The 14,861-nt window shown below is 64.8% G+C and carries 12 protein-coding genes; 6 read left to right on the plus strand and 6 right to left on the minus strand.

Going from position 1 to position 14,861, the window contains the following annotated elements; genetic code table 11:
- Positions 1-18 precede the first annotated feature (18 nt).
- Positions 19-1,218: a mandelate racemase/muconate lactonizing enzyme family protein gene (locus tag AC1ROK_RS06910; RefSeq protein WP_492845185.1), complete on the minus strand. Its 1,200-nt coding sequence runs from the start codon at positions 1,216-1,218 to the stop codon at positions 19-21.
- Between the two features lie 31 nt (positions 1,219-1,249).
- Positions 1,250-1,990, minus strand: a complete 741-nt coding sequence (locus AC1ROK_RS06915) for a FadR/GntR family transcriptional regulator (protein ID WP_492845187.1) — start codon at positions 1,988-1,990, stop codon at positions 1,250-1,252.
- A gap of 146 nt (positions 1,991-2,136) precedes the next feature.
- On the opposite strand from AC1ROK_RS06915, the gene AC1ROK_RS06920 reads away from it, so the two are divergent.
- From AC1ROK_RS06920 to AC1ROK_RS06930, 3 genes are read left to right on the plus strand one after another with little or no spacing between them, the layout of a single operon-like run.
- Positions 2,137-3,252, plus strand: coding sequence for a cellulase-like family protein (locus tag AC1ROK_RS06920; RefSeq protein WP_492845189.1), 1,116 nt, complete (start codon positions 2,137-2,139; stop codon positions 3,250-3,252).
- A gap of 3 nt (positions 3,253-3,255) precedes the next feature.
- Positions 3,256-4,368, plus strand: coding sequence for a cellulase-like family protein (locus tag AC1ROK_RS06925; protein WP_492845191.1), 1,113 nt, complete (start codon positions 3,256-3,258; stop codon positions 4,366-4,368).
- Entirely contained in the window at positions 4,365-5,255 is an 891-nt protein-coding gene (locus AC1ROK_RS06930; protein WP_492845193.1) for an SMP-30/gluconolactonase/LRE family protein, read from the plus strand. The genes AC1ROK_RS06925 and AC1ROK_RS06930 overlap by 4 nt, the downstream gene beginning before the upstream one ends.
- A gap of 131 nt (positions 5,256-5,386) precedes the next feature.
- Here the strand turns inward: AC1ROK_RS06930 and AC1ROK_RS06935 are convergent, their stop codons facing one another.
- On the minus strand, positions 5,387-6,868 hold the full coding sequence (locus tag AC1ROK_RS06935; protein ID WP_492845195.1) for an ABC transporter substrate-binding protein: 1,482 nt from the start codon (positions 6,866-6,868) through the stop codon (positions 5,387-5,389).
- Between the two features lie 201 nt (positions 6,869-7,069).
- On the opposite strand from AC1ROK_RS06935, the gene AC1ROK_RS06940 reads away from it, so the two are divergent.
- Genes AC1ROK_RS06940 through dgoD form a run of 3 tightly spaced genes read left to right on the plus strand, consistent with a single transcriptional unit; the run spans position 7,070 to position 10,167 of the window.
- Positions 7,070-7,771: a GntR family transcriptional regulator gene (locus AC1ROK_RS06940; RefSeq protein WP_492845197.1), complete on the plus strand. Its 702-nt coding sequence runs from the start codon at positions 7,070-7,072 to the stop codon at positions 7,769-7,771.
- 53 nt (positions 7,772-7,824) lie between these two features.
- Positions 7,825-8,973: a mandelate racemase/muconate lactonizing enzyme family protein gene (locus tag AC1ROK_RS06945; RefSeq protein ID WP_492845199.1), complete on the plus strand. Its 1,149-nt coding sequence runs from the start codon at positions 7,825-7,827 to the stop codon at positions 8,971-8,973.
- Between the two features lie 18 nt (positions 8,974-8,991).
- The gene (gene dgoD, locus AC1ROK_RS06950) at positions 8,992-10,167 is read left to right on the plus strand and encodes a galactonate dehydratase (RefSeq protein WP_492845201.1); all 1,176 of its coding nucleotides are present in this window, start codon (positions 8,992-8,994) and stop codon (positions 10,165-10,167) included.
- 38 nt (positions 10,168-10,205) lie between these two features.
- Here the strand turns inward: dgoD and AC1ROK_RS06955 are convergent, their stop codons facing one another.
- The 3 genes from AC1ROK_RS06955 to AC1ROK_RS06965 form a co-directional block, all read right to left on the minus strand.
- On the minus strand, positions 10,206-11,540 hold the full coding sequence (locus tag AC1ROK_RS06955; RefSeq protein WP_492845203.1) for an HlyD family type I secretion periplasmic adaptor subunit: 1,335 nt from the start codon (positions 11,538-11,540) through the stop codon (positions 10,206-10,208).
- On the minus strand, positions 11,537-13,237 hold the full coding sequence (locus AC1ROK_RS06960; protein ID WP_492845205.1) for a type I secretion system permease/ATPase: 1,701 nt from the start codon (positions 13,235-13,237) through the stop codon (positions 11,537-11,539). Before AC1ROK_RS06960 ends, AC1ROK_RS06955 begins: the two co-directional genes overlap by 4 nt.
- 106 nt (positions 13,238-13,343) lie before the next feature.
- On the minus strand, positions 13,344-14,861 hold a 1,518-nt coding region (locus AC1ROK_RS06965), incomplete at its 5' end, for a cadherin domain-containing protein (RefSeq protein ID WP_492845207.1).

Here is a 14,861-nt window from a genome sequence, read left to right on the forward strand (position 1 = left end):
TCCCTGGAAAATCTGCTTTTAGTTCTTGTGGTCGCTAGTCCGTCGGGTCGTGGTGAACCGCCGGTCGAGTTCGGGATGGAGTTCCATCCCCAGCCCAGCCCCCTTGGGAACGGTGATCTTGCCGTTGCTGATCGGGGGCAGTTGCGTGACGAGGTCGCCGTACCAGGTGCGATGGAAGGCGCGGACGCTCTCCTGCACCAGGGCGTTCGGCGCGTTGAGCGACAGGTGGGTCGAGGCGCACAGCACCACCGGCCCGGTACAATCATGCGGCGCCACCGGCAGGTGCCAGGCCTCGGCCATCGAGGCGATCGCCTTGGCTTCGGTGAGCCCACCACACCAGGAGAGATCGAGCATCACGACCCCCGCCGCGTCTGCCATCAGCAGGTCGCGGAAGCGCCAGCGCGTCGCCAGGGTTTCCGACGCGCAGACCGGCGCGATGGAGGCTTCGCTGTAGCGCTTGAGGTCGCCCAGCGAGTCCATGCGGATCGGATCTTCGTGCCAGAACGTGTTGAACGGCGCCAAGGCCCGGGCGATCTGGATGGCCGGGGTGAGCTGCCACATCGAGTGGAACTCGACCATCACATCCATCTTGTCGCCGACCCGCTTGCGGATCTTCTCGAACGGCGACAGCGCCTTCTTAAGGTCGGCCGCGCCGATGTACTGGCCGCGGCTCTTTTCCGCCGCGACATCGAACGGCCAGATCTTCATCGCCGTGATGCCTTCGGAGAGCAGCTCTTCGGCGAGCTCATCGGCGCGGCTGAGGAATGCCTCGAGATCGGCATATTGGGTGCGTGCGCCGCTGAGCCCGTAATTGGCGACGGTCTGCCCACCTTCCTGCATGTAGCCGGTGCCGGCGCAGGTGTTGTAGGTGCGGATCTCGCTGCGGGTGAAGCCACCCAGCAGTTGCGCGATCGGCTGGTTGCTGACCTTGCCGAAAATGTCCCACAGCGCGATATCGATCGCCGAATTGCCGCGCATCTCGACCCCCGTGGAGGCGAAACCGAGATAGCCGGTGAGCGCCCGCGAGATGGCTTCGATCTGCAGCGGGTCGCGGCCGATGAGCAGCGGCGCCGCGGTCTCGTGGATATAGGCCTCGACGGCCTCGGCACCGAAGAATGTCTCGCCGAGCCCCGTCACACCTTCATCGGTGTGCACCTCGACCCAGCAGATATTCGCGTGTTCGGCGATCCGGATCGTTTCGATCTTCTGGATTTTCACCGCCAGCCCCTCCCCCGGGCCTGAGAATTGGTCAGTTGACGCCGCTGGCGAGCAGCACCTTCACCGTGTTGTCGAAATGCGCCGCCATCTGCGCTTCGGCGGCGCTGCGGTTGCCCGCCTCGATGTGCTGCGCGATGGCCTCATGGCAGCTCACATTGTCGTAACGGTCGGCGTCGCTCTCGCGCGCCAGCCAGCCGACACGCCAGGTCTGCCGCGTCAGCACGTGGAACGAGCCCACCATCAGCGCGAACATCGGGTTGCGCGAGGCGCGGGCGATGGTTTCGTGAAAGGCGATGTCGTGTTCCATCACCTTGTCCATCTCGTGGAAGTCGGCCCGCATCGCTGCCGCCAGCGCCTTGATTTCGCGCGCTTCCTTGTCAGTACGGCGCAGCGCCGCGAGCCCCACGGTGCGCATCTCGAGGGTGCGGCGCACATCGAGGATCTGCTGCACCGATACCTGGTCGGTCTGCACCCCATGGTCGATGACCAGCGCCAGCACCTGAGGATCGACCGCCGAGACGCGGGCCCGACGGCCGTTGGAAACGCTGATCAGGCCGAGCGCCGCCATCGACCGATAAGCCTCCCGCGCCACGGCGCGTGACACGCCGAGCTGCTCGCCGATCGTGGTTTCACTGGGCAGCGGATCGCCGACCTTCATGCCCTCCGAGCGGATCATCTGGCGGATGCCGAGGATCACCTTCTGCACCAGCGAGGTCGGCGCCTCTTCTTCGTCGGCAGCCTCGACCGGCCTGGGGTACCCGCTATTGCTCATCTCAACCTGTCTACTAGGTCACGTTGATTTTGTAACAAGCATGCCAGATACCTGTTGTCAATACGACGCTATCCAGTCTACGAATACGCCCCGGACAAGCAGACAGGTAGCAAGCACGCTGCGATCCAAAGGGAGGTCGACCGGGGATGAAACCCAGCTTTCTGAAGCCTTACGCCATCACGATGTGGGATTTTTCCTGGCTCGAGCGCCGCTGGCCCGGTGCCGGCTATGAAGATTGGGACGAGGCTCTCGATGAGCTGGCCGAGCGCGGCTATGACGCGGTCCGTATCGACGCCTTCCCGCACCTCGTCTCGGCCGGCGCCGAGCGGGAGTGGGAGATTCTCCCCACCTGGAACCAGGTGAGTTGGGGCGCCCAGTCGCTCACCCGGTTGACGGTGGGTCCGGCGCTTGTCGAGTTCATCGCCAAGTGCAAGGCGCGCCACATCGGCGTCGGCCTCTCCACCTGGTGGCGACAGGACCGGGACGATGTCCGCCTCAATATCCGGTCGGCCGCCGATCTCGCCAAGGTCTGGGTCGATACCCTCGCCCTCATCGACCGCGCCGGCCTTACCGACACCATCCTCTATGTCGATTTCTGCAACGAGTTCCCGATCCCGTTCTGGACGCCCTTCCTCTATGGCGGCATCGAGGGCGAGGAGCGGTCACGCCGCGACCCCGAGGTCGTCGCCCTGATGCGCGACAGCATCGCCATCGCCAAACAGAGCTATCCCGATCTCGATTACACCTTCTCGTTCTGCACCCAGTATCGCGACTGGGCCGAGCAGGATGTGTCGATGCTCGATATCCTCGAGCCCCATATCTGGATGTCGCACCCCTCGACCAGCGATTGGAACGCCGCCGTCGGCTACAACTTCGAGAAGTTCTCGCCCGTGGGCTTCGACAATATCGTAGCGCGCGGCTACGAGACCTATCGCGCCAACCAGGCCCGCTACGATGCGGCCCTGACCAGCGAGATCGACAATATCGCCGACTGGTCGCGCGCCTCGGGCAAGGCGCTGGTCACTACCGAATGCTGGTCGGTGGTCGACTACAAGGATTGGCCGCTGCTCGACTGGGGCTGGATCAAGGATCTGTGCGAGCTCGGCGTCACCCACGCCGCGAGGAAGGGCCGCTGGGTCGGCATCGCCACCTCCAATTTCTGCGGTCCGCAATTCGTCGGCATGTGGCGCGAAATCGCCTGGCACCGCCGGCTCACCGACCTGATCAAGACCTCGCCCATCGATTCCGACCTGAGACGCTGAGCCATGCCCTCCATCCGCACCGCCCGCCCCTACGCCATCACCATGTGGGAATTCTCCTGGATCGAACGCCGCTGGCCCGGCGCCGGCTATGAGGATTGGGACCAGGCCCTCGACGAGCTGGCCGAGCGCGGCTACGACGCCGTGCGCATCGATGCCTTCCCGCATCTGATTGCCGCCGACCCGCACAAGACCTGGACCATCCATTCGGATGGCCAGGATGGCGATTGGGGCGCGCCGGGCGAAGTCGACATCAGCAGGGTCGGCGAGGCGCTGGTCGAGTTCATCGCCAAGTGCAAGGCGCGCGGCATCGTGGTCGGCCTCTCCACCTGGTACAAGCGCGACAACGAAGATGCCCGGATGCTGATCAGGACCGCCGAAGACCAGGCGCGGGTCTGGCTAGCGACACTCGATCTCATCAAGGCGGCCGGCCTGATCGACACCATCCTCTATGTCGATCTCTGCAATGAATTCCCCAATCTGAAATGGGCGCCCTATCTCTATCCGCCCGGCCAGACCGCGCCCGATCTGCTGACCGCTCCCCGGGTCATCGGCTGGATGCGCGACAGCATCGCCCTGCTGCGCCAGCGCTACCCCGAGCTCGACTATACCTTCTCGCAGTCGGACCAGTTCGAGCTCTGGCAGCAGCAGGATGTGTCGATGCTCGATTTCCTCGAGCCGCATATCTGGATCACCAATCCGGCGATGAGCAGCTTTTATGCCGATATCGGCTACTCGTTCAAACAGCGCGAGTTCCAGACGCTGATCCGCAAAGCCAAGCCGCATTACCTCGCCAACAAGCAGCGTTTCGACGCCACCCTCACCGAGTGGATCGGCAAGGCCGCCGACTGGTCTCGGCGCAGCAAGCTGCCGCTGGTCACCACCGAGGCCTGGGCCTCGGTTATGTATCGCGACTGGCCGATGGCCGATTGGGACTGGATGATGGATGTCTGCGCCGCCGGCGTCGAACAGGCCTCGGCTACCGGCCGCTGGACGGCGATCTGCACCTCGAACTTCTGCGGGCCGCAATATCGCGGCATGTGGCGCGATATTGCCTGGCACCGACGGCTGACCGACCTGATCAAGGCCGGCCCGGTCGACGCCGAGCTCCGCCAATGAGCGCCGCAGCGCTGGTTCTCGCCAGCACCGACATTGTCGGCGAGAGCATAATCTGGGTGGCCGCCGAAGAGGCGCTCTACTGGGTCGATATCGTCGGCAGCCGCATCCATCGCTTCGTGCCCGAGAGCGGCGAGCACCAGGTCTGGCCGACCCCCGAATACCCGACCTCGATCGGGCTCAGGAAAGCCGGCGGCTTCATCGTCGGGCTGCGCCGGCGCGTGGTGCTCTGGTCGCCCGGCGGCAGCTTCGAAACGTTCTCCATCCCCGAGCCAGACATCCCCGGCAACCGGCTCAACGAAGGGGCCGTGGCGCCCGATGGCAGCTATTGGGTCGGGACCATGGCCGACAATATCGGCCCCGATGGCGCCCCGCAGCCGATGCGCGGCAATACCGGTCGGCTCTACCGCATCGCCCCCGATGGCGCGGTCGCGCTGCTCTCAGACGATCGCTTCGGCATTACCAACACCATGGTGTGGACCGATGATGGGCGGTTCATCACCGCCGACACCGTCGCCAACCAGCTCTATGAATACGACCTCGCGACCCCCGTAGCGCTAAGCAACCGCCGCCCCTTCGCCGGGCCGATCGACCGTGGCCTGCCCGACGGGTCAACGAGAGATGCAGACGGCGCCGTCTTCAACGCCCGGGTTGCCGGCGGCAGTGCAATCGCCCGGATCAGCGGAGCCTCGGGGCGGGTCGACTATCTCGACCTCCCCTGCCGCTCGCCCACCAGTTGCTGCTTCGGCGGCCGGGATCTCGATGTACTCTATGTCACCTCGGCTCGCTTCGGCATGCCCCCCGCCGAGCTCGAGGGCAACGTCACAGACGGCGGACTGTTCGCCATTGCTGGCGCCGGCATCGGCGCTCCAACGACGGCGTTTGGATAGCCGATGGGCTGAACCACGACCTATCCAGACAAGTCGGGGGGACCTGTGCCACTGCGCCTCGGCGGCGCCATCCGAACCGCCGCCGGAGCCTTCGCGGGGCCGGCCCACTTGGCCGGCCCCGCAGTTGCGCCTTACAGCCCACCACCACCGTGGATTTTCCGCACCTTCTCAGCCGCGTCCTTGGCGGCCTGTTCGACCGTCATCGTGCCGGTGAGGGCGTTCTGCATCATGTCGGGAACAATGATGTTCATGATCTCCGGCGCTTCGGGCAGGGCCGGGAACGGGATGCCGTTAGGGAGCATCGAGGTGGTGACGTCGAGGAACTTGATGGTGTCGAGCCGCTCCTTCATCCACTCGGTCTTGAAGCCGTTGACGTTGCCCGGGTTGGAGCCGGCCCAGGCCAGCTTCAGTGACCATTCGGGGCTGGTCCACATGCAGATCAGCGCCTTGGCCGCCGGCTCATCCACCTTGCCGCCATCGACGAACTCCGACTTGACGATATGGATGTTGGAGCCGCCGAACACCACGGCGCGCTTGCCCGTCGGACCGGTGGGAATGAGGCCATAGCGCATGTTCTCGAGCACGCTCTCGGCGACCGCCTTGTCCGAGCCGGTTGCCTTGCCGGCGAGTTCCACCATCCGGGCATATTCGGAGGGGTGCGAGATCATCATCGCCAGCTGGCCCGAGATGAACGGCGCCTGGTTCTCGCCCTGGGTGTTGGTCAGCGCCGAGACCGGCACCGATTTGTCGCGCACATACATGTCGTAGGAGGCCTGCAGCGAGCGGATGCTCTCGGGGCTGTCGAGCCGCACTTCACCATAGGTCGGGTTGGGATCGGCTTCGTCGAAGACGCCGCCGCCATAGCCCCAGAGCTGCGGCATGTAGCGATAGGGCGTGTTGCCGGCGTTCTGCTTGGCGACCAGCCCGTAGCCCGAAATGCCCAGCTTGTCGTGGATCTGCTTGGAATAGCTGACCACATCGTCCCAGGTGGCCGGCGGATTTTCCGGGTCGAGCCCGGCGCGCTTGAAGATGTCGGCATTCCAGATGAACGCCATGGTCTCGTTATTGGTGGGAATGCCGTAGATCTTGCCGTCCCAGGTCACTGCCTTCATGGCGCCGGGCCAGAAATCGTCGGGCTTATAGCCGACATCCTCGGGCTTGAGCTCTTCGAGATAGCCCTTGGAGGCGAACTCGGTCCCCCCGAGGATCTGCAGCCGGATCGCCATCGGCGCGCTGTTGCCGAGGAGCGCCGTGCGGAACTTGTCGAGCAGCTCGTTATAGGTGATGCCCTGTTCGGTCAGCTCGATCCCCGGATAGGTGGCGCGAAACGCCGCGAAGAAATCGCGGTAGTTGTCGTGCATGATCTGCGGATCGGCCTCGAACATGCCCTGGTACCAGAAGGTCAGCTTGCCCTTGTAGTCGGTCGGGGTGACCGAGTTGCAGTGACCGACCGTGTCGAAGGTCTCCGTACCGGCGATCGAGCGTACGTATTCGGGCGACCACTTGCTGATGTCTATGCCTGCGGCCAAGGCCGTCGAGGCCATGAGACTTGTGGCCAAGGCGGCCGACAACACGCCGCGCAAAAGCGCACGGCCAATTCCGTGTTCTGACATGAACTTCCTCCCTCCTGCTGCGGCCGACGCCCCTCGCGCCGGCCGAGAATGCCTGTCCGGCAACCCGCCGGTTACGCGAATTAACGCCCGGATTTCAGCACAGGCAATCAGAATTTTGCAAAATCCTGGAACTCTATCTGGAAATTCTGCAAGAAACCGGCAAAGCTGCCCCTCAGACCAACCGTCGGAATCGATTGAGAGATGAGCGCATACAAGGCTCGGCCGCCCGTGGGCATCGACCCAACCGGGGTGTCGGAAGAAGGGGCTGCGGTTTACGAGTTGATCCGCGACGACATCATCTCGGGCCGGCTGGAAGCGAACTCCCGGCTGGTGGTGGCGGAGCTGTCGGAACGGCACAATTCACCAGCCAATGCGGTGCGCGAGGCGCTGCAGCTGTTGCGCTCGCAGGGCTTCGTGCTGATCGTCCACAACAAGAGCGCTCGGGTCCGCCCGATCGACCAGGATTTCGTGCGCGACACCTACGAGATCGGTGTGCTCATCGAGCCCTCGATGGTCCGCTGGTTCGTCGGCATGGCGACCACCGCCGACATCGCCGCGCTGGAACAGATCCAGGACGCTATCGAGGCCAACAACTTCGCCGACCAGGTGCTCCACGGCGAGCTCGACACGCAGTTCCACAACGTCATGTACGAGCGGCACTACAATCACCTCGCCGCCGAGCTCTGGTGGAAGCACCGCGAGGTGCTGCGGGCAGTGGCTCGGCGCTACCAGTACACCCTGGTCCGCCAGGCCCAGGTGATGCGCGAGCACCGCGAGTTGATCCGGCTGGTCAAGCTCGGCGATGCCGAGAAGGCCGCCAACCTGATCGCCGTGCATGTCGATGGCGCCGGTCGGCACGTGCTCGAGCAAATGCGGGCGGCCAGCTCACGGCGCGCCGGCTGAGGCAGTTTCGCACGCCAGCAGCGTGCACAATGGTTTGAGGGAGCCAGCTTGCAATGAAGATTACCGGCGTGCGGCCGTGGCTGGTCAAGGCCAGCACCTCCTATTGGGGTGAGTACCTGTTCGTCGAAGTGACGACCGACGAAGGGATTTCCGGTTGGGGCGAGATCACCTCGACCACCAAGATCGCCAACCGGGCGCTCGCCGCCATCCTCAAGCAGGTGAGCGGCCAGATCGAGGGCGAGGACCCGAGCCGGATCGAGCGGCTATGGCACAAGCTGTTCCGCAGCTTCACCTATATGGGCAGCCGCGGCGCCGCCTGCGAATGCGTCAGCGCCATCGATATCGCGCTGTGGGATATCCGCGGCAAGGTGCTGGGGCTGCCGGTCTATGAGCTGCTCGGCGGCTCGGTGCGCGACGAGATCTCGCTCTACACCCACCCCGACCAGAGCAAGTTCACTTCCGACGCCGCGGTGGTGGCCGAGATCACCGATATCGTCAAATCCGGCCACACGGCGCTGAAGTTCGACCCCTTCCCCTACCAGGGCGATCGCGAACGCCGCGATGGCTATCTCGACGGCATGCTGTCGCGCGCCGACGAGAAGAAGGCGGCCGACCTCACGGCGCTGATCCGGCAGACGGCGGGGCCGCAAGTCGAGATCCTGATCGATGCGCATGGCCGCTTCGATGTGCCGACCGCCATCCGCCTCTGCCGCACGCTCGAGGAGGCGGGCCAGATCGACTGGTTCGAGGAGCCGGTGCCGCCCGAGAGCTATGGCGCCTTGCAGCAGGTGCGCGAGAAGGTGAATGCCGCCATCTCGGTGGGCGAGCGCGCCCATACCAAGTGGGATTTCGTGCCGATCCTCGAGCAGAAACTCGCCGACTACATCATGCCCGATGTGACCTGGACCGGCGGCATCACCGAGATGAAGAAGATCGCCATTCTCGCCGAGGGCTATTACGTGCCGATCTCGCCGCATGATGCGGGCGGCCCGATCAACGTGCTCGCCGGCGCGCACGTGATGATGACGGTGCCCAACTTCTACCGGCTCGAGACCTCTCGCTGGGACCTCAGTGGCTACAACGAACTGATGCACACCCGCCTCGACAATTCCAACGGCGCGCTGAAGCTACCGCGCGTCCCCGGCCTCGGCATCGAGATGAACCGCGACTACCTCGAAGCCAACGAAATCAAGACGGCTTAGGTCGGGAGGAGAACAACGATGAAAATCACCGGCATCGAAACCGTCGTCGTCAACGCCGTGCACCGCAACTGGATCTTCGTGAAGGTGCTGACCGACCAGCCCGGCCTGTGGGGCTGGGGTGAGGCGACACTCGAATGGAAGACCCGGGCGGTGAAAGGCACCATCGACGACCTCTTGCCGTTCCTGATCGGGCAGGATCCGCTGCGGATCGAGCATCTGGTCAATACCATGACCCGCTTCAGCTTCTGGCCGCTCGGCTCGATCGGCCTCACCGCAGTCTCAGGCATCGAGCAGGCGCTGTGGGACATCAAGGGCAAGGCACTGGGCGTGCCGGTGTGGCAGTTGCTCGGCGGCCGGGTGCGCGACAGCGTCCGCGTCTACACCCACTTGAGGCGGGGCGACAGCTCGGCCCGCGTTCCCAACACCGACATCTCGCGCTTCTGCGATGCGGTGCAGGAAACGGTCGAGATGGGCTACAGCGCCATCAAGCTCGGCTTCGTCCCCTATACCGGGTACGACGCGCCCCTGCCCGCCGTGCGGCACGTCGAGAAACTGGCCGCGGCGGTGCGCGAGCGGGTCGGCGACGGCGTCGAGATCATGACCGATTTCCACGGCCGCCCGGATTCGCTCGATGCCGCCATCGCCTACATCAAGGCGATCGAGCCGATCAAACCGCTGTTCTGCGAGGAAGTGATCCAGCCCGGCGACACGGCCGGCATGGCCGACATCGCCCGCCGGGTCGATTGCCCATTGGCCACCGGCGAGCGGCTGTTCACGCCGCGCGAATTCCTCGAGGTCGCGCAGACCCGCGCCGTCGCCTATATCCAGCCCGACCTCGCCCACTGCATGGGCTTTACCGGCGGCCGCAAAATCGCGGCCATCGCCGAAGCGGCGCATTTGGGGGTCTGCCCGCACAACCCGATGGGCCCGGTGGCCGGCGCCGTGGCACTGCAGTTCGACGCGGCCACCACCAACTTCGTCATCCAGGAAGAGGCGGTCGGCATCGTTCCCTGGTTCGAGGAGATCTGCTCGAGTTACCCGCTAACCCTGGTGGACGGCGCCTGGCCGATCCCCGAAGCCCCGGGCCTCGGCATCGAGATCGACGAAAAGGCCGCCGCCCGCCACCCCTTCGCCCAGGAGGTAATCCCGGCGACGGAGTCGGTCCTCGCTGACGGGCGCATAGCCAACTGGTAGTTCACCTTCGGGCGAAAGCCGTGGCGGCCCCCGGGCGTTCAGCGCTGCTTGAACGCCCGGTCGAAGTTTGCGACCAATGGGCTCAGCAGGTAATCGAGCGCAGTGCGCTGCTCGGTGGTGACCAGAACGGTAGCGCCCATGCCGGCATGGAGCGAAATCTCCGGGTGACCGGCCAGGTCCGCCGGGTCGACCTCGATCATCGCCTTGTAGAAGACCGCCAGCGTCCGCTCGTCGGTGATGCGATCGGCAGAGACCTGCAGCACTGCGCCGCGGATCAGCGGCGATACGTGCTGCTTGTACGACGAGAAGCGCAGCTCGGCCGGCATCCCCGCCCGCAGCTCGCTGATATCTTCTACGCGGATCCGCGCTTCGACCACCAGCGTTGCCTTTTCCGGCACGATCTCGAGCAGAACCTGGCCTGGCTGCACCACGGCGCCGGCCGCATGGACAGCGAGGCCGACTATGCGACCGTCCGCCGGCGCCCGGATGATCGACCGCTCGAGCCGAGACTGCGCATCCTGCAGCCTAGGGACGATTTCGAGGATCTTCGATTGCGTTGTCGCCAGCGCTTCGGCCACTTCGCTCTGCCGGTCGCGCCCCAGCTGATTGATCTGCTGCTCGATTTCCGCAATCTTCTGGTCGTTGCTGGAGTCTTCCGCAGCAACCGTCCCTAGCCGGCCCTGGACGTCGGCCATGCTGCGCTCGAGATCACTGACCCGGCCGCGGGTGGCCAGCCCATCTTTCAGGAGCTTATCCAGGCGTTCGCGTTCTGCGGTCAGGGAGGCAAGCTGCTCCTCATAGGACAGCCGGGTTGAGGTGCTGCCCTTGGCCTGTTCCCGCAACTGGTCGACACGCCGCAGCAGGATGTCCCGCGCGCCCAGCAGCGAGTCGTTGCGAGCGGTGAACTCGTCGCGCTGGCTGGCGATCGTCTGCAGCACGTAGGGGGCGTCGCTGGCGAGCAGATCCTCCGGAAACGCGATCTCGCTGCTGCCGTTCAGTTCGGCGGTGAGCCGCGCCTCCATGGCCCGGGCCAGCGCCAACTGCTGGAAGTAGATGTCGTACTGGGCGCGCGCAGTGGTGTCGTCGAGCGTCATCAGCGTGGCGCCGGCATGAACGAACGCGCCGTCAGAAATACCGATGGTTCCGACAATGCCGCCTTCGAGGTGCTGCACGGGCTTGCGGCTGCCCTCGACGGTGACAATTCCGTCGGCGACGACCGCGGCGTTGAGTGGAGCGAGGGCGGCCCAGCCACCGAGGACGCCGAAGAACAGCACCAGGATCAGCACGCCGGCAGTGATCGGCCCGGCGGCGGACTCCGAGACAGCCGGAGCCGGCGGGCGCCCGCTCCCGGCGATGGTGAGTGAAGCGCTCATGCCGGCACCTGTGAGCCACGCGGCATGACGGCGGTCTTGGCGCGATCATTGAGCACGGCGATGACCTCGTCCCGCTTGCCGAAGAGCTCCATCACGCCGTCGCGCAGATAGAGGATCTTGTTGACCGCACCGAGTGTCGACGGCCGGTGCGATACGATGATCACGGTGGAGCCCAGTTCGCGCAGTCGCGCCATGCATTCGGCCAGCGCCGTGTCGCCGTCTGAATCGAGGTTGGAGCTCGGCTCATCCAGCACAACCAGGCTGGGCATGCCGAACACGGCGCGCGCCAGGGCGATCCGCTGCCGATAGCCGCCCGAAAGCGCCGCGCCACCCTCCCCGATCTGCGTATTGTAGCCTTCGGGCAGGCGGAGGATCATCTCATGCACACCGGCGAGCTGGGCCGCCTTGACGATCTCGGCATCGGCCTCGGCATCGGTGCGCAGCCGGCCGATATTGGCCGCAACGGTGTCGGAGAACAGCTCGATATCCTGCGGCAGGTATCCGACATACTGGCCAAGCTGCTCGCGCGGCCAGGTCAGCACATCGGCACCATCGAGCCGCACGGCCCCGCCGGTGGGGCGGAGTACGCCGACAATGTGACGCACCAGGGTGGATTTGCCGGCCCCCGATGGCCCGATCAGCCCCATCGCGTCACCAGGATCGAGCTGGAAGCTGACGTTGCGCAAGGCGACCCGCGGCGTATTGGGCGGCACGAAGGTCAGCGCCTCAACCGCCAGCGCACCGGTCGGACGGGGCAAGGACATGGCAGCGGTGCGTTGCGGCAGCGCGTCCAGCATGTCGCGGACCCTGATGTAGCTGGCTTTGGCGGCGACAAGGCCGCGCCAGGCACCCACCAGCTGTTCAACCGGCTGTAGCGCCCGACCGAGCAGCAACGTCGCCGCAAACAGTGAGCCGACGGAGGTCATCCGCTCGAGCGCCAGGTAGGCTCCGAGCCCCAGCATCAAAGACTGCATCGCGAGGCGGACGAAGCGAATGAGGCTCGACATGGCAGCGGCGCGATCGCTGGCCACCGACTGGCGGTCGAGCAGCCGCAGGCGATCGTTTGACCAGCGGCCAAGCAGCCCCTTCATCATCCCCATCGAATCGAGGACTTCGGCATTGCGGAGACTGGCCTCGGTGAAGCCATAGTTGCGGGCCGCGGCTTCGTTGGCCTCTCGCAGCGGCTCGCGCGTCAGCCATTCGTTGGCCAGCGCCAGCAGGATCAGCACGGCGCAGGCGCCGAGGGCGAAGAAGCCCAGGGCCGGGTGCAACAGGAAGATGATCAGCACGTAGATCGGCGCCCAGGGCAGATCGAATGCCGCATGGATACCGGATCCGGTCAGGGCTTGGCGAAAAGCGTCGAGATCCCGCAATGGCCGACCCTTGTTTTCCGGCTGGCGCACCGACGCCTCGATGACCCGGCTGGCGAGCAGCCGATCGAGCCGTATCGAGGCGCGCGTCAGGACCAGGGCCCGCACCGCATCGAGCCCGGCCAGCGCACCGAGGGCAACCAACAGCGCGAGGGTGAGCATGATCAGGGTCGCGACGCTGCCGCTGGTCATGACCCGATCATAGACCTGCAGCATGTAAAGCGGCGAGGCGAGGTAAAGCAGGTTGACTGCTAAGCTGAACAACCCGGCGGCTACGAAATAGCCGTTCAGCTGGTCAAGGACGCGGCGCGTTTCACTGGTTTTCATCGAGGTCTCTGTCGTTCCGCCGAGGCGGGCGCCGCATGCCCGTTCGGCCTATCCTTTCGTCAGTTATCGCGGGGCGGGAGCCAGTCCATGGCCCCCGCCCGCGCAACTACAAACCGAAATCCCCACTGACCATCGTCCTTGTTCCGAGAAGCTCGATCTCGAAATCGGCGATACCGTCACCGTTGTTGTCGCCGTGGATGTACGTGTTGCCGTCGGCCTGATGCCAGGTCACGCTGTTGTTCACAATCGCCGTTGTAGCCGCCGCAACGAAGAGGAACGTGCCATTTCCTGCGGTGTTGGTGTTGGCATCGATCGCCGACAGGTTGATCGTGTCGCCGCTGGCGAAATCGAAGATCGTGTCGCGAAGGCCTGCTCCCAAGCCGCTCTCATTGGTGGCCGTGTAGATGAAGGTGTCGTCCTGGCCGCCACCGTGCAGCTGATCGGCGCCAAGACCGCCAGTCAGGGTGTCCTTGCCCGATCCACCGATCAGCGCATCGCTGCCGGCGGTGCCGTTGAGGACATCGTCGTTGTTGGAGCCGTACATAATGTCGATGTCGGAGCCGGTTGCAGTGATCACATCATCGCCGGCCCCGAGGACCCACACCTTCAGTGGTGTGGTGAAGGTGTTAGTGCCATCGGATGCCGTCACCGTGACCGAGTAAGGTGTGGTGTCGTTCACGGCGATCGTGCCATTGGTGGAGAGTACGCCGGTCGTGGAGTTGATTGTGAAGCCCACGGGAACCGGACCGGAGAAGCCGTAGGTGAAGGTTGTGCTGTCCGGATCGCCGGTAGGCTGGAACGTGCCGATGACGGTACCGCTGTTGAGCCCGTTGTTGCCGTTGTCGCCGCCCGCGGCAGCGCTCGACATGATGAAGTTAAAGCCCGTCGGCGGCTCGTTTACGTTGGTGACAGTTACAGCAATGGCCTGGGTGTCGATGGCTCCATGCTGATCGCTGGCCTGAACCACCACGTCGTACACATTATTGCCGCCATTGTCGGTTGGCGTTTCGAAGTTTGGCGCGGCAACGAAGGTCAGCGCGCCGGTGGTTGAGTTGATGGCGAACTTGAGCTGATCGAGGCCTCCGACGATCGAGTAAGTGACTGCATCGCCAGCGTCAGCATCGGTTGCCTGAACCGTGGTTACCGCGGTGGTGTTCTCTGGGATCGAGACCGATGCCGTGGGGCCTGCGCCGTTGGTGGTGATGACCGGGGCGTGGTTGTCGTCGGCGCCATTGACCGTGACGGTCAGGGTGTTGGCGGTCGCCGCGAGCCCGTCGCTGACCTGGAAGTTGAGAACAAAGCTATCCTGCTGTCCATCGTTGAGATTGTTGAACAGAGCGAAGCCTGCAGCCGTCAAGGCGAAGACGCCGCCCGTGACAGTATACTCCACGCCGGCGGTAAGGACACGGCCGCCTGTGGTGGTGATCGACGCCGACGGATTCTGTACGCTCAGTACCGGGCTATCCACATCGGTCGCCCCGGCGAGGAGGTTGGAGCTGAACGTTGGTCCGTCTTCTCCCACACTACCGGTTAGAGCGATGACGTTTGGCGCATCGTTGACCGGCGTCACCGTGATGTTGACCGTCGCCGTGTCGGTGCCGCCCTCGCCATCATCGACGGTGTA

This window comes from Devosia sp. GW821-FHT12F11 (assembly GCF_058806655.1).

Bases quoted from the DNA above. Each gene is read 5' to 3' on its own strand.
- AC1ROK_RS06915 (WP_492845187.1), bottom strand. From the start codon at position 1,990: ATGAGCAATAGCGGGTACCCCAGGCCGGTCGAGGCTGCCGACGAAGAA.
- AC1ROK_RS06920 (WP_492845189.1), top strand. From the start codon at position 2,137: ATGAAACCCAGCTTTCTGAAGCCTTACGCCATCACGATGTGGGATTTT.
- AC1ROK_RS06925 (WP_492845191.1), top strand. From the start codon at position 3,256: ATGCCCTCCATCCGCACCGCCCGCCCCTACGCCATCACCATGTGGGAA.
- AC1ROK_RS06930 (WP_492845193.1), top strand. From the start codon at position 4,365: ATGAGCGCCGCAGCGCTGGTTCTCGCCAGCACCGACATTGTCGGCGAG.
- AC1ROK_RS06935 (WP_492845195.1), bottom strand. From the start codon at position 6,868: ATGTCAGAACACGGAATTGGCCGTGCGCTTTTGCGCGGCGTGTTGTCG.
- AC1ROK_RS06940 (WP_492845197.1), top strand. From the start codon at position 7,070: ATGAGCGCATACAAGGCTCGGCCGCCCGTGGGCATCGACCCAACCGGG.
- AC1ROK_RS06945 (WP_492845199.1), top strand. From the start codon at position 7,825: ATGAAGATTACCGGCGTGCGGCCGTGGCTGGTCAAGGCCAGCACCTCC.
- dgoD (WP_492845201.1), top strand. From the start codon at position 8,992: ATGAAAATCACCGGCATCGAAACCGTCGTCGTCAACGCCGTGCACCGC.
- AC1ROK_RS06955 (WP_492845203.1), bottom strand. From the start codon at position 11,540: ATGAGCGCTTCACTCACCATCGCCGGGAGCGGGCGCCCGCCGGCTCCG.
- AC1ROK_RS06960 (WP_492845205.1), bottom strand. From the start codon at position 13,237: ATGAAAACCAGTGAAACGCGCCGCGTCCTTGACCAGCTGAACGGCTAT.